This is a genomic window from Enterobacter roggenkampii, from assembly GCF_001729805.1.
GTDB classification, from domain to species: domain Bacteria; phylum Pseudomonadota; class Gammaproteobacteria; order Enterobacterales; family Enterobacteriaceae; genus Enterobacter; species Enterobacter roggenkampii.
This window is the reverse complement of record NZ_CP017184.1, coordinates 135,032-148,925: the sequence shown is the minus strand read 5'-3', so window position 1 is coordinate 148,925 and position 13,894 is coordinate 135,032. Positions and strand designations below refer to the sequence as shown.

Annotated in this window: 13 protein-coding genes; 9 read left to right on the top strand and 4 right to left on the bottom strand. The window is 57.0% G+C overall.

All coding sequences use genetic code 11. From position 1 onward, the window contains the following. Positions 1–71 precede the first annotated feature (71 nt). From BFV67_RS00660 to BFV67_RS00650, 3 genes are all read right to left on the bottom strand, one after another. Complete coding sequence (locus BFV67_RS00660) at positions 72–680, bottom strand: glutathione S-transferase (RefSeq protein WP_008502731.1); 609 nt, start codon at positions 678–680, stop codon at positions 72–74. A 90-nt stretch (positions 681–770) separates the two neighbouring features. Further along, entirely contained in the window at positions 771–1,907 is a 1,137-nt protein-coding gene (locus tag BFV67_RS00655; RefSeq protein WP_021242439.1) for an HlyD family secretion protein, read from the bottom strand. Positions 1,908–1,909: 2 nt separating this feature from the next. After that, a complete protein-coding gene (locus BFV67_RS00650) occupies positions 1,910–2,266 on the bottom strand; it encodes a DUF3302 domain-containing protein (protein WP_008502729.1) in 357 nt (118 codons plus the stop codon). A gap of 658 nt (positions 2,267–2,924) precedes the next feature. Here BFV67_RS00650 and BFV67_RS00645 point away from each other — a divergent pair. The 9 genes from BFV67_RS00645 (at position 2,925) to trmL (ending at position 13,011) form a co-directional block, all read left to right on the top strand. Next, positions 2,925–4,832 (top strand): PTS mannitol transporter subunit IICBA, encoded by a 1,908-nt coding sequence (locus BFV67_RS00645; RefSeq protein ID WP_021242437.1) that lies wholly within the window; start codon positions 2,925–2,927, stop codon positions 4,830–4,832. Positions 4,833–4,932: 100 nt separating this feature from the next. Then, entirely contained in the window at positions 4,933–6,081 is a 1,149-nt protein-coding gene (gene mtlD / locus BFV67_RS00640; protein WP_025910554.1) for a mannitol-1-phosphate 5-dehydrogenase, read from the top strand. After that, positions 6,078–6,668 carry a mannitol operon repressor MtlR gene (mtlR, locus tag BFV67_RS00635; protein WP_008502725.1) on the top strand — a complete coding sequence of 197 codons (591 nt, stop codon included), beginning with the start codon at positions 6,078–6,080 and terminating at the stop codon, positions 6,666–6,668. Before mtlD ends, mtlR begins: the two co-directional genes overlap by 4 nt. A 58-nt stretch (positions 6,669–6,726) precedes the next feature. Next, positions 6,727–7,089, top strand: coding sequence for a YibL family ribosome-associated protein (locus BFV67_RS00630; RefSeq protein WP_008502724.1), 363 nt, complete (start codon positions 6,727–6,729; stop codon positions 7,087–7,089). 271 nt (positions 7,090–7,360) lie between these two features. Then, positions 7,361–9,016 carry an L-lactate permease gene (gene lldP, locus BFV67_RS00625; protein ID WP_023294815.1) on the top strand — a complete coding sequence of 552 codons (1,656 nt, stop codon included), beginning with the start codon at positions 7,361–7,363 and terminating at the stop codon, positions 9,014–9,016. Then, a complete protein-coding gene (gene lldR, locus BFV67_RS00620; protein ID WP_032654503.1) occupies positions 9,013–9,786 on the top strand; it encodes a transcriptional regulator LldR in 774 nt (257 codons plus the stop codon). The genes lldP and lldR overlap by 4 nt, the downstream gene beginning before the upstream one ends. Beyond that, complete coding sequence (gene lldD, locus BFV67_RS00615) at positions 9,783–10,970, top strand: FMN-dependent L-lactate dehydrogenase LldD (protein ID WP_069597736.1); 1,188 nt, start codon at positions 9,783–9,785, stop codon at positions 10,968–10,970. The genes lldR and lldD overlap by 4 nt, the downstream gene beginning before the upstream one ends. Before the next feature lie 181 nt (positions 10,971–11,151). After that, positions 11,152–12,492, top strand: a complete 1,341-nt coding sequence (locus tag BFV67_RS00610) for an MFS transporter (protein WP_069597735.1) — start codon at positions 11,152–11,154, stop codon at positions 12,490–12,492. Between the two features lie 45 nt (positions 12,493–12,537). Further along, entirely contained in the window at positions 12,538–13,011 is a 474-nt protein-coding gene (gene trmL, locus BFV67_RS00605; RefSeq protein WP_021242431.1) for a tRNA (uridine(34)/cytosine(34)/5-carboxymethylaminomethyluridine(34)-2'-O)-methyltransferase TrmL, read from the top strand. Here the strand turns inward: trmL and cysE are convergent. Then, a complete protein-coding gene (gene cysE, locus BFV67_RS00600; protein WP_008502718.1) occupies positions 13,008–13,829 on the bottom strand; it encodes a serine O-acetyltransferase in 822 nt (273 codons plus the stop codon). The two genes, trmL and cysE, sit on opposite strands and share 4 nt — an antisense overlap. Positions 13,830–13,894 lie beyond the last annotated feature (65 nt).

Below are 13,894 nucleotides of genomic sequence, written 5' to 3'. Positions count from 1 at the left end.
TCCCGACGGGAGAGGGAGTTAACATGTGGGGGGATTGTACCGCCTCCGACGGCGAAGTGTTATAACCCGCGTCAAGCCTTTGGTGGTTCGGTACGGGCAAAGCTCTCGCGGCTAAACAGCGTGTCTGCAAGCTTCACCAGCAGCGGACGGTCGACGCACCAGCCCGGGGAGACGTGGCGGAAGTTGAGATAACCAATCGCGCAGGCGATGGCGATGGTCCCCAGGTTCAGGCTGTCGGTGTCGATCTTTCCCTCCCGGATAAGCTGTTCACACCTGTCCAGGCTGCGGCTGATTTTTTCCCGCTGGCGTAACAGTTCCGTTTCCGACTGCTGGGCAGCGGGCCTTGCCTGTTCCCGTACGGAGGTTAACGCCGCATCCATAATACCGTCGGCCAGGGCTTCGACCTGCTTCACCGCCAGCGCCGCTTTTGGGTCAGCAGGCAGCATAGCCGGGGCAACGCCCAGCAGCTCAATGTACTCGGCAATAATTGGGGAATCGAACCAGTACTCACCCTCGTCCGTGACCAGCGCCGGGACTTTTCCCAGCGGGTTGTACTGCGCAACGCCGTTTTCCGCGTTGTAAGGCTGTTCATTCACGAATTCAAATTCAATCCCCTTCTCCAGCAGGAGAATCGAGATTTTTCGCACGAAGGGACTGGTGTAGCTGCCGATGAGTTTCATTGCCTGATCCTTAATGCCGGAAAAAAGTCAGTATGGATCAAGCGATGAAAAAAGGGCAGGTCTGCATGTCGCATTCCTGCCCTGCAAGGATTAGTGATCGAGGTAGAGGTAGTGCATCCAGCTGGTCATACGCAGCAGTACTTTACGCATGACCGAGACGTGGGCGAAGTGGTCCGAATAGACCGCCACCTGGGCATAGATACCGTCCGGCAGGGCATCGACTTCAGCGTCAGGGCTCAGCTCGATGATGGCCTGCACGCCATCCGTGCCCGGCGTGACCGTCAGAGACTGGAGCGCACCCTGCGCCTGATAGGTTCCCCCCGGCACCACCGGCAGAATTGCGGTGAGCTTCCCGGAGAATACCTGGCCCGGCAGGGCGTTAAACACCACTTCCGCTTCATCGCCCGGTTTCAGACGCAGCAGCGAGTTCTGGCGGAACTGGGCCACAATCTGACGCTTCTGTTCAGGAATGAAGACCATTACCGGACGCAGAGGCAGCGCGGCAGCATAGGTCCCCGGACGGATCAGCACCTGGGTGATGTAACCATCGCTCGGCGCACGCACTACGGTCTGGTCCAGGTTATATTTGGCTTCGGCAAGCTGGGCACGTAACGAAGCAATCTGCGACTGCTCGCCGTTCACCATGCTGTCTAACTGGCTTTGAATCTGCACCTGCTCAGCCACGGAGCCTTTCACCATGGCATCCTGTGCCAGATAGTTTTGCCGCGCGTTATCAATATCGCTTTCAGAGAAAGGATTCACCTTCGCCTGACTGCCTTTCAGGTAGCGCTGATAATCTTTATAGAGGCGATCGCGCTCAGCGGAGACGCGTGTGGTATTGGCAACCGCTTCCGACAGCTGCGCTTTCAGGTTATCGATATTGTGCGTCGCGGTTACCAGGTCAGCCTGGAGTCTGTCGACGCGCGCCTGGTAGCGGCCAGGATCCAGTTTAAATAACACTTCGCCTTTTTTAATAAGCTGGTTATTTTTATCCGTGACTTCACTGACCACACCGGTCACCTGCGGCGTGATTGGAATAGAAATAACCGCTTTTTGCGCCGTAAAGGTATACGGATGGTTATAGTTCATTAACAGAATAAGACCGGCAACAATAAATACGCCGCCTAATGTTGCGGTGGCAAGCGTCCACTGGTTGACCGGAATTCGGAATATTTTAAAAATGGCCCAGGCAAATGCCACGTAGGTCAAAATAATCAACAGATCCATGATTAGCGCTCCAGCGTGTTCTTATCAGCAGTGGGCTGTACTGCAGCCAGCTTTTGTTCGAGTTCCGCCACGCGTTTGGCCAGCGCATCCATGCCCGGAACTTCATCAGGCTTTGTGATGTGGTTTTGCATGCCCCAGCCGCGATCTTCGCGGTACAGCGTGGCCCAAATCCACAGGAATGGCCAGATGGCATGGAGTGTAAACAGGCTAATCCAGCCTGCCGTATGAATGGCATCGGCATGCGGATGGTTACGCTTTTTGGCCATATTATAAGGAATATCATGGATGGCGATGATTCCGTAAAAGAGAACCAGAAATACAAAAATCAATACGCCCAGCGCAAAATAGTTGAGAAACATATTCTCCTCACTTAAACAACGTCAACTCATTAAATTAATAAAACGGTACGTAACCTAATTAATTTTTTTATAAACACGGGGATGTGCTTACTATTTCCGAGCCGGGGAGTATGAGTTTTTATAATATCTCCATGCAAGTTTATAAGCGTGTCAAAATATATCCTGAATAATAATAGACTTAACCTTACAATATGAGCGTAATCCACCTTTTAACTTTTCGCCATACCACACATCAAAAGTGGTTTTTTAGCTTATCGTGTCGTGCCATATCATCCTGGCGCTGAAACGCGAAGCAGAGTTTGCCGCCGATCACAGCCGGAGAAATCTGCATAAAAATATTTTGTGAAATCAGTCACAATCCAGAAACAAACACGTCATGACAAAACGTGACGGCAATCACACTAAGGGGTGGATTTTGCTTTTTTTCTCGCCATCGTATTTTTTTTGCCCACTTATTTTGTGATTGAGATCACTTCATTGACATCCCTACCCCCTGCATTTACGTGACACGCATCACATAAATTTTCCCTGTCTGGACAGTTGAACGATTCAGTGCCAGATTTCACAGCATCAGAACAGGGCCCGGCTACCTCTGCCGCCTCATTAACAATAAACCTCGGGCCATAAGCCTAAGCGTAAACAGAAGAAGGGGTGTTTTATGTCATCCGATTTCAAGATCAAAGTTCAAAGCTTTGGTCGTTTCCTCAGCAACATGGTGATGCCAAATATCGGCGCGTTTATCGCGTGGGGTATCATCACTGCATTGTTCATTCCGACAGGGTGGTTGCCTAACGAAACGCTGGCGAAACTTGTTGGCCCAATGATTACCTATCTCCTGCCGCTGCTCATCGGTTTCACCGGGGGTCGTCTGGTGGGTGGTGACCGTGGTGGCGTCGTGGGTGCCATCACAACCATGGGTGTTATCGTCGGTGCGGATATGCCGATGTTCCTCGGTGCGATGATTGCCGGTCCTCTGGGCGGTTGGGCGATTAAGAAATTCGACGTCTGGGTTGATGGTAAGATCAAATCCGGTTTCGAAATGCTGGTGAACAACTTCTCTGCGGGCATCATCGGGATGATCCTCGCCATTCTGGCGTTCCTCGGCATTGGCCCTGCGGTTGAAGTGCTGTCTAAAGTTCTGGCGGCAGGCGTAAACTTCATGGTGGCGCATGAGATGCTGCCGCTGGCGTCGATCTTCGTTGAACCGGCGAAAATCCTGTTCCTTAACAACGCCATCAACCACGGTATCTTCTCGCCGCTGGGTATTCAGCAGTCACACGATCTCGGCAAGTCCATCTTCTTCCTGATTGAAGCCAACCCGGGTCCGGGTATGGGCGTACTGCTGGCGTACATCTTCTTTGGCCGTGGCAGCGCAAAACAGTCTGCTGGCGGTGCGGCGATCATCCACTTCCTGGGCGGTATCCATGAAATTTACTTCCCATACGTGCTGATGAACCCACGTCTGATCCTGGCCGTTATCCTCGGCGGTATGACCGGCGTGTTCACGCTGAGCGTGCTGGGCGGCGGTCTGGTTTCTCCGGCCTCTCCGGGTTCTATCCTGGCGGTACTGGCGATGACGCCAAAAGGCGCTTATTTCGCGAACCTCGCAGCTATCTTTGCGGCAATGGCCGTCTCCTTCGTGGTCTCTTCTATCCTGCTGAAAACCAGCAAAGTGAAAGAAGATGATGACATCGAAGCCGCAACCCGTCGTATGCACGACATGAAAGCCGAATCCAAAGGCGCAACGCCACTGGCAGCAGGTGATGTTTCTAACGACCTGAGCCACGTGCGTAAAATCATCGTTGCCTGTGATGCCGGTATGGGTTCCAGCGCAATGGGTGCAGGCGTGCTGCGTAAGAAAGTGCAGGATGCGGGCCTGACCAACATCTCCGTGACCAACAGCGCCATTAACAGCCTGCCGCCGGATGTTGACCTGGTGATCACGCACCGCGATCTGACCGAACGCGCCATGCGCCAGGTGCCGCAGGCACAGCACATTTCGCTGACCAACTTCCTCGACAGCGGCCTGTACACCAGCCTGACCGAACGTCTGGTTGCCGCGCAGCGTCACGAAGACAACGAAGTGAAAGTGCGCTCCAGCCTGCAGGACAGTTTTGACGAGAGCAACGCCCACCTGTTTAAGCTGGGTGCGGAAAACATCTTCCTCGGTCGTACCGCGGCCACCAAAGAAGACGCGATTCGCTTTGCCGGTGAGCAGCTGGTGAAAGGCGGCTACGTTCAGCCTGAATATGTCGACGCGATGCTGGAACGCGAAAAACTGACGCCAACCTATCTGGGCGAATCCATCGCGGTGCCGCACGGTACGGTTGAAGCGAAAGATCGCGTCCTGAAAACCGGCGTCGTATTCTGTCAGTACCCGCAGGGCGTGCGCTTCGGTGAAGAAGAAGATGACATCGCCCGTCTGGTAATTGGTATCGCCGCTCGCAACAACGAGCACATTCAGGTGATTACCAGCCTGACCAACGCGCTGGATGATGAAACGGTTATTGAGCGTCTGGCGAACACCACCAGCGTTGAAGAAGTTCTGGCTCTGCTTAACAAATAACGGTACTCCTCCCTCTCCCCCCGGGGAGAGGGCTAGGGTGAGGGGAAAACGTTCCTCACCCCAGCCCTCTCGGGTAAAAACATTGATGAAGGTTAACACTATGAAAGCATTACATTTTGGCGCAGGTAATATCGGTCGTGGTTTTATCGGTAAACTGCTGGCAGACGCGGGCATTACCCTGACATTCGCCGATGTGAATCAGGTCGTCCTGGATGCCCTGAATGCCCGTCATAGCTATCAGGTCCATGTGGTGGGCGAAAACGAGCAGGTTGAGACAGTATCTGGCGTCAACGCGGTCAGCAGCATCGGCGACGACGTTATTGACCTTATCGCCAGCGTCGATCTGGTCACCACCGCCGTGGGCCCGGTTGTGCTTGAGCGCATCGCCCCTGCGGTCGCGAAAGGCCTGGCAAAACGTAAAGCGCAGGGTATCGACACCCCGCTGAACATCATCGCCTGTGAAAACATGGTGCGCGGCACCACGCAGCTGAAAGGCCACGTTCTCAACGCTGTGGCAGATGAAGATAAAGCCTGGGTGGAAGCGCACGTCGGTTTTGTGGATTCCGCCGTGGACCGCATCGTTCCGCCGTCAGAATCTGCCACCAACGACCCGCTGGAAGTGACCGTGGAAACCTTCAGCGAGTGGATCGTTGATAAAACCCAGTTTAAAGGCGACTTGCCTACTATTCCGGGAATGGAATTAACCGATAACCTGATGGCATTTGTCGAACGCAAACTCTTCACGCTGAACACCGGGCATGCTATAACCGCGTACCTCGGAAAATTGGCCGGTCATCAGACCATTCGTGACGCGATCCTCGATGAGAAGATCCGCGCGGTGGTAAAAGGGGCAATGGAAGAGAGCGGCGCGGTGCTGATCAAACGCTACGGTTTTGATGCTGAGAAACACGCAGCATACATCCAGAAAATCCTCGGTCGCTTTGAAAACCCGTATCTGAAAGATGACGTTGAGCGCGTGGGCCGTCAGCCGCTGCGTAAGCTGAGCGCGGGCGACCGCCTGATTAAGCCGCTGCTGGGCACGCTGGAATACGGTCTGCCGCACGCCAACCTGGTGAAAGGAATTGCCGCCGCGATGCACTACCGCAGCGAGCAGGATCCACAGGCGCAGGAACTGGCTCAGCTGATTGATACCCAGGGCGCGCAGGCTGCGCTGGCGCAGATTTCCGGTCTGGACGCCAACAGCGACGTGGTTGTGGAGGCGGTTAACGCATACAACGCAACCAAATGATGCAGAATGCGGCGCAGGTAATCCTGCGCCCTGATTACAGATTGTCAGATATGCAGGCAATAATGGAACAAACCCAGGCCTTTGAAAATCGTGTGCTTGAGCGTCTGAATGCTGGCAAAACCGTACGAAGCTTCCTGATTGCCGCCGTCGAGCTGTTAACCGAGGCGGTGAATATCCTGGTGCTTCAGGTGTTTCGCAAAGACGACTACGCGGTAAAATATGCTGTAGAACCGTTACTGGACGGAGACGGACCGCTGGGCGATTTATCCGTGCGTCTGAAGCTGATTTATGGTCTTGGCGTGCTGAACCGACAAGAGTATGAAGATGCGGAGCTGCTAATGGCGCTGCGCGAAGAGCTCAACCATGACGGTAACGAATACACCTTTACCGACGATGAGATCCTGGGGCCGTTCGGCGAGCTGCACTGCGTCACCGCGCTCCCTCCGGCACCGCAGTTTGATAACAGCGACCCGGAACTCTACGCGATGCAAAAGCTGCGTTATCAACAGGTTGTCCGTTCTACGATGGTCCTTTCCCTGACTGAGCTGATTTCCCGAATCAGCTTAAAAAAAGCGTTTCAGAAGTAAGCCTGCTCACATTGGTGTATCCTTCCCTGTAAATTCCCCGTTTTCAGAGTTATTTGTCATGAAAGAAGTCGAAAAGAACGAAATTAAACGCCTGAGCGACCGCCTGGATCTCATCCGCCATCAGATGGCGGGCCTGTCGCTGGTCGATTCCGCCGAGAAATATGCCGAGCTTGAAAAAGAGACCGCAAAGCTGGAAGCGGAGATCGAGCGCCTGCGCGAGGTCAAAGGTCAGAAGCTGAGCAAAGAAGCGCAGAAGCTGATGAACATGCCGCACCGCCGTGCGATCACCAAAAAAGAGCAGGCCGACATGGGCAAGCTGAAGAAAAGCGTCCGTGGTCTGGTGGTGGTTCACCCGATGACCGAGCTTGGCCGCGAAATGGGCCTGAAAGAGATGACGGGTTTTTGTAAGACGGCGTTCTGATTTCATGCCGGGTGGCGCTGCGCTTACCCGGCCTACTCTTTTCCCCTTCGCGTGAATTGGTCCAACCAATAGCGCAATCAATCCTCCCCCGGTTCACAATTCCATTATTTGCGCTCACAAAACCATTGCTAGCTCATAACATCTGGTTAACCATTCATTGTCATTAACCCTACAACACAACATTGGCAGGACCACTTTTACACAGACTGTGACGCTGAGATGAGCGGAGACTCACCCGCAGCGCAGGCTGTCTGGTCCCCAGGAGACCTGCATGAGCCTCTGGCAACAAAACTACGACCCGGCCGGAAATATCTGGCTATCGAGCCTGATCGCATCGCTGCCGATCCTGTTCTTCTTCTTTGCGCTGATTAAGCTCAAGCTGAAGGGCTACCTTGCCGCGACGTACACCGTCGCCATCGCCCTGATGGTGGCGCTGTTCTTCTACAAGATGCCGGTCGATCGCGCGTTGGCCTCCGTCGTCTACGGTTTCTTCTACGGCCTGTGGCCGATTGCGTGGATCATCATCGCGGCGGTCTTCGTCTATAAAATCTCGGTGAAAACCGGGCAGTTCGACATCATCCGCTCGTCGATTCTCTCCATCACGCCGGACCAGCGCCTGCAGATGCTGATTGTCGGCTTCTCCTTCGGGGCGTTTCTGGAAGGCGCGGCAGGCTTTGGCGCACCGGTGGCGATCACCGCCGCGCTGCTGGTGGGACTGGGCTTTAACCCGCTGTATGCCGCGGGCCTGTGCCTGATTGTGAACACCGCGCCGGTGGCGTTTGGCGCGATGGGTATTCCGATTCTGGTCGCGGGCCAGGTGACCGGTCTGGACAGCTTTGAGATTGGCCAGATGGTTGGCCGCCAGCTGCCGTTCCTGACCATTATCGTCCTCTTCTGGATCATGGCGATTATGGACGGCTGGCGCGGCGTGAAGGAGACCTGGCCTGCGGTGATGGTGGCGGGCGGTTCGTTCGCGATTGCCCAGTACCTCAGCTCGAACTTCCTTGGCCCGGAGCTGCCGGACATCATCTCTTCGCTGGTGTCGCTGGTCTGCCTGACGCTGTTCCTGAAACGCTGGCAGCCGGTTCGTATTTTCCGCTTCGCCGACATGGGCGCCTCACAGGTCGATCAAACGCTGGCCCGCACCGGCTACACCGCAGGCCAGGTGATCCGCGCCTGGTCGCCGTTCCTGTTCCTGACCGCCACGGTTACGCTGTGGAGCATCCCGCCGTTTAAAGCCCTGTTCGCCCCGGGCGGCGCGCTGTACGACATGGTCATTAACGTTTCGGTGCCGTTCCTCGACAAGATGGTCGCCCGTATGCCGCCGGTGGTGCACGCCGCCACGCCGTATGCCGCGGTCTATAAATTCGACTGGTTCTCCGCCACCGGGACCGCCATCCTGTTTGCCGCTATTCTTTCCGTGGTGTGGCTGCGCATGAAGCCTGCGGCGGCGGTACAGACCTTTGCGGCGACCGTAAAAGAGCTGATGCTGCCGATTTACTCCATCGGCATGGTGCTGGCGTTCGCGTTTATCTCGAACTACTCCGGTCTGTCGTCGACGCTGGCACTGGCGCTGGCCCATACCAGCCACGCCTTCACCTTCTTCTCGCCGTTCCTCGGCTGGCTGGGGGTGTTCCTGACCGGTTCCGATACCTCGTCTAACGCCCTGTTTGCCGCACTGCAGGCAACGGCGGCCCAGCAGATTGGCGTGTCGGACGTCCTGCTGGTGGCCGCGAACACGACGGGCGGCGTGACCGGGAAAATGATCTCCCCGCAGTCCATTGCCATTGCCTGTGCGGCGGTGGGACTGGTCGGTAAAGAGTCGGATCTGTTCCGCTTTACCGTGAAACATAGCCTGATATTCACCTGTATGGTCGGAGTCATCACCACCCTGCAGGCCTATGTCTTAACCTGGATGATCCCATGATAGTGATGCCCAGACGCCTGTCCGACGAGATTGCCTCTCGCGTGCGGGCGCTGATTGAAGAACAACAGCTGGAAGCGGGCATGAAGTTGCCCGCCGAACGCCAGCTCGCCGCCCAGCTTGGCGTGTCGCGCAACTCACTGCGCGAGGCGCTGGCGACGCTGGTCAGCGAAGGGGTGCTGGTAAGCCGTCGCGGCGGCGGCACCTTTGTACGCTGGCAGCATGACGACTGGTCCGAGCAAAACATCGTTCAGCCGCTGAAAACGCTGATGGAGAACGACCCGGACTACAGCTTCGACATCCTTGAAGCGCGTCACGCCATCGAAACCAGTACCGCCTGGCACGCGGCCATGCGGGCAACCGAGGCCGACAAAGAGAAACTCATCGCCTGCTTTGAGGCCACGCAAAGCAGCGACCCGGATATCGCCTCCCAGGCGGACGTGCGCTTTCACCTGGCGATTGCCGAGGCGTCGCACAACGTGGTGCTGCTCCAGACCATGCGCGGGTTCTTCGACCTGCTGCAATCCTCCGTGAAGCAGAGCCGCCAGCGGATGTATCTGGTTCCGCCGGTGTTTGCCCAGCTGACCGAACAACACGAGGCGGTGCTCAACGCCATTCTGGCCGGTGATGCCGAGGCCGCACGCAAAGCGATGATGGCGCATCTCGGTTTCGTGCATACCACGATAAAACGATTCGATGAAGACCAGGCCCGACAGGCGCGTATTACCCGTCTGCCTGGCGACAGTGATATTTCCAGGGAGAACAAAGCATGATTATTTCAGCAGCCAGTGACTATCGCGCCGCGGCGCAGCGCATTTTGCCCCCGTTCCTGTTCCACTACATTGACGGCGGGGCGTATGCCGAATACACACTGCGCCGCAACGTGGAAGACCTGTCGGAGGTGGCGCTGCGCCAGCGCGTGCTGAAGAATATGTCTGACCTCAGCCTTGAGACGAAACTGTTCAACGAAACGCTCTCCATGCCGGTCGCGCTCGCACCTGTCGGCTTATGCGGCATGTACGCCCGCCGTGGTGAAGTGCAGGCCGCCGCCGCGGCAGATGCCAAAGGCATTCCGTTTACCCTCTCTACCGTCTCGGTCTGCCCGATTGAAGAGGTCGCCCCGACCATCAAGCGGCCAATGTGGTTCCAGCTGTACGTCCTGCGCGATCGCGGCTTTATGCGTAACGCGCTGGAGCGCGCCAAAGCGGCGGGCTGCTCCACGCTGGTCTTTACCGTTGATATGCCGACTCCCGGCGCGCGCTACCGCGATGCGCACTCCGGCATGAGCGGCCCAAATGCGGCGCTCCGCCGCTACTGGCAGGCGGTAACGCATCCACAGTGGGCGTGGAACGTCGGCCTGAACGGTCGTCCACACAATCTGGGGAATATCTCGGCGTATCTGGGTAAACCCACCGGGCTGGAGGATTACATCGGCTGGCTGGCGAACAACTTCGATCCGTCCATCTCCTGGAAAGACCTGGAGTGGATCCGCGAATTCTGGGATGGCCCGATGGTGATCAAGGGGATCCTCGACCCGGAAGATGCCCGCGATGCGGTCCGCTTTGGCGCAGACGGGATTGTGGTTTCTAACCACGGCGGCCGCCAGCTCGACGGGGTGCTCTCCTCCGCCCGCGCCCTGCCGGCCATTGCCGATGCGGTGAAAGGCGATATCGCCATCCTGGCCGACAGCGGGATCCGCAACGGGCTGGATGTGGTGCGCATGATTGCACTGGGTGCCGACAGCGTGCTGCTGGGGCGCGCGTATCTGTACGCCCTGGCGACCGCGGGCCAGGCGGGCGTGGCGAATCTGCTTAACCTGATCGAAAAAGAGATGAAGGTAGCGATGACGCTGACCGGTGCAAAAACGATTAGCGAAATCAGCAGGGATTCTCTGGTTCAGGAGTTAAGCAAATTACCGGCCGCGCTGGCTCCGCTTGCTCAGGGAAACGCGGCCTGAATTATCCCTCGTTAACACCTCTTCTCACGCGTCCGATCTCCCCCTCGGGCGCTTTTTTATGCCAAAAATAACATCCAGATAACATATTGGATAAGAAAATTTGACATCTACCTGTCGCCCGCAATTGTATAGACAAGCAAAGACAAGAACACAAAAACAACATCACATCAGAGGGGAGCGTATGACCTATTCAGGTAAGGTGGATATTCAGCAGGTGATCGACGACAGCCGCTTTTCAGGGTTTCACTGGCTGCTCATTGTGCTGGGCTTTCTGGTTCTGGCGATCGATGGCTTTGATACGGCGGCGATGGGCTACATCGCGCCCACGCTGTCGGCAGAATGGGGGATCCATAAGCAGGATCTGGGGCCGGTGCTGAGCGCCGCGCTGCTGGGGCTGTCGTTGGGCGCGCTGATCGCCGGTCCGGTATCGGACCGGATGGGGCGCAAGCGCGTGCTGGTCTTCTCCTGCCTGTTCTTCGGCCTTGCGAGCCTGGGAACCGCCTGGGCGCAAAGTCTGAATACCCTGACGCTGTGGCGCTTTCTGACCGGCCTGGGGCTCGGTGCCGCCATGCCGAACGCCATTACGCTGATCTCCGAGTTTGCCCCCCAGCGCTGCCGCGCGATGGCGATCAATACCATGTACTGCGGCTTCCCTCTGGGTGCGGCGGGCGGCGGCGCGATCTCGTCCTGGCTGATTCCCCACCACGGCTGGCGAAGCGTGCTGCTGACCGGGGCAATTGCGCCGCTGATTTTAACGCTGCTGCTGGCGCTGCTTTTACCGGAGTCGGTGAAGTTTCTGGTGCAGCGCGGGAAAGATGTCAGGCAGATCCGCCGTATCGCCAGCCGGTTCTCGCGCAGCACGCTGGAGGGCGTCACGGGCTTTTTCCTGGCGGAGGAGAAGGTCGCGTCGAAAAAAGGGAGCGTGTCGCAGCTGTTTTCCATGCCCTGGCTGCCCGGCACCCTGATGCTGTGGGTGACCTATTTTATGGGGCTGGTGATTTACTACGTCCTGCTGAGCTGGATGCCGACGCTGATGCAGGGGATGGGCTATGCGCTGGCGGAATCCGCATGGCTGACTTCGCTGTTCACCTTCGGCGGTACCGCAGGCATTCTGCTCGCAGGCTGGATGATGGACCGCTGGGAAGCGCACAGGGTGGTTGCGTGTGGTTTCGTCCTGACGATGGGCCTTATTCTGTTACTGGGCATTGAGCATAACCATATCGCCCTGTTTGGCGGGCTGATCTTCCTGATGGGGATCGCGATGAACGGTGCGCAGTCGGGCATGCAGACCCTGGCCGCCACCTTTTACCCTACCGAGTGCCGCGCGACGGGCATTGCCTGGATGCAGGGCATCGGCCGCTTTGGCGGCGTGGCGGGAACCATGACCAGCGCCCAGCTTCTTTCAATGCAGTGGCAGGCGGACAGTATTTTAATGATCCTCAGCGTGCCCGCCCTGGTGGCCGCGGCGGCAACCGTCTACAAAATGCTGTACAGTCGCTCGCAGGAACCCGGCGTCGCGTAGTTCCTCTCTTTTCTGCTATCCTGCCCCCGCAATTAAGGGGGCAGCATGCTTAACATCGTTTTATTCGAACCAGAAATTCCGCCGAATACCGGCAATATTATCCGCCTGTGTGCCAACACCGGTTTTCGTCTGCACATTATTGAGCCGATGGGCTTTACGTGGGACGACAAACGCCTGCGTCGCGCAGGGCTGGATTATCATGAATTTACCGCCGTTATTCGCCATCACGATTACGCCGCGTTTCTGGAAGCAGAGCAGCCGCAGCGCATGTTCGCCCTGACCACCAAAGGCACGCCAGCGCACAGCGCCGTAAGCTATCAGGCAGGTGACTATCTGATGTTTGGCCCGGAAACCCGCGGCCTGCCGGCCACGATTCTGGATGCCCTGCCCGCTGAGCAGAAAATCCGTATTCCGATGATGCCGGACAGCCGCAGCATGAACCTGTCGAACGCGGTGTCGGTGGTGGTGTATGAAGCATGGCGCCAGCTGGGATATCCGGGCGCCATTCTCAGAAGTTAAATGCCGTCACCATACTCGAAGGTATGGTGAATGCCGTTGAAGTGCTGATCCATATCCATGGACGGCTTATCGCTGTCTGGCTTACCGACGATGCGCGCCGGTACGCCAGCGGCAGTGGTGTGCGGCGGCACGGGCTGGAGCACAACCGACCCGGCGCCAATCTTCGCACCGCGCCCGACTTCAATATTGCCGAGGATTTTGGCACCCGCGCCAATCATCACCCCTTCACGAATTTTCGGATGGCGATCGCCGCTGGTTTTCCCGGTACCGCCCAGGGTAACCGACTGCAGGATCGAGACGTCGTCTTCAATCACCGCTGTTTCCCCGACAACGATCCCGGTGGCGTGGTCGAGCATGATCCCGCGGCCAATCTTCGCCGCCGGGTGAATATCAACCTGAAACGTCACGGAAACCTGGTTTTGCAGGAAGATCGCCAGCGCGCGGCGGCCTTCATTCCATAGCCAGTGGCCAATGCGGTACGCCTGCAGGGCGTGAAAGCCTTTCAGGTACAGCAGCGGCGTAGAATATTTATCGACCGCCGGGTCACGGGTGCGCACGGCCTGGATATCACAGGCGGCAGACGCAATCATTTCCGGGTCAGCGGCGTAAGCCTCTTCCACCACCTCACGAATCGCAATCGCGGGCATGATCGAGGACGCCAGCTTGTTGGCGAGCATATAGCTCAGCGCGCTGCCGAGGTTTTCGTGCTTGAGTAGCGTTGCGTGGTAGAAACTGGCCAGCATAGGCTCACAGTCGGCCAGCGCCCGGGCTTCGGCTTTAATGTTATTCCAGACGATATCCAGTTCTTCACACGGCATTGCTTACTCCAGACGATAGTTAATGACCAGCCAGTTCTGCGCTGGCTGGGTCATTCAGGTGACAA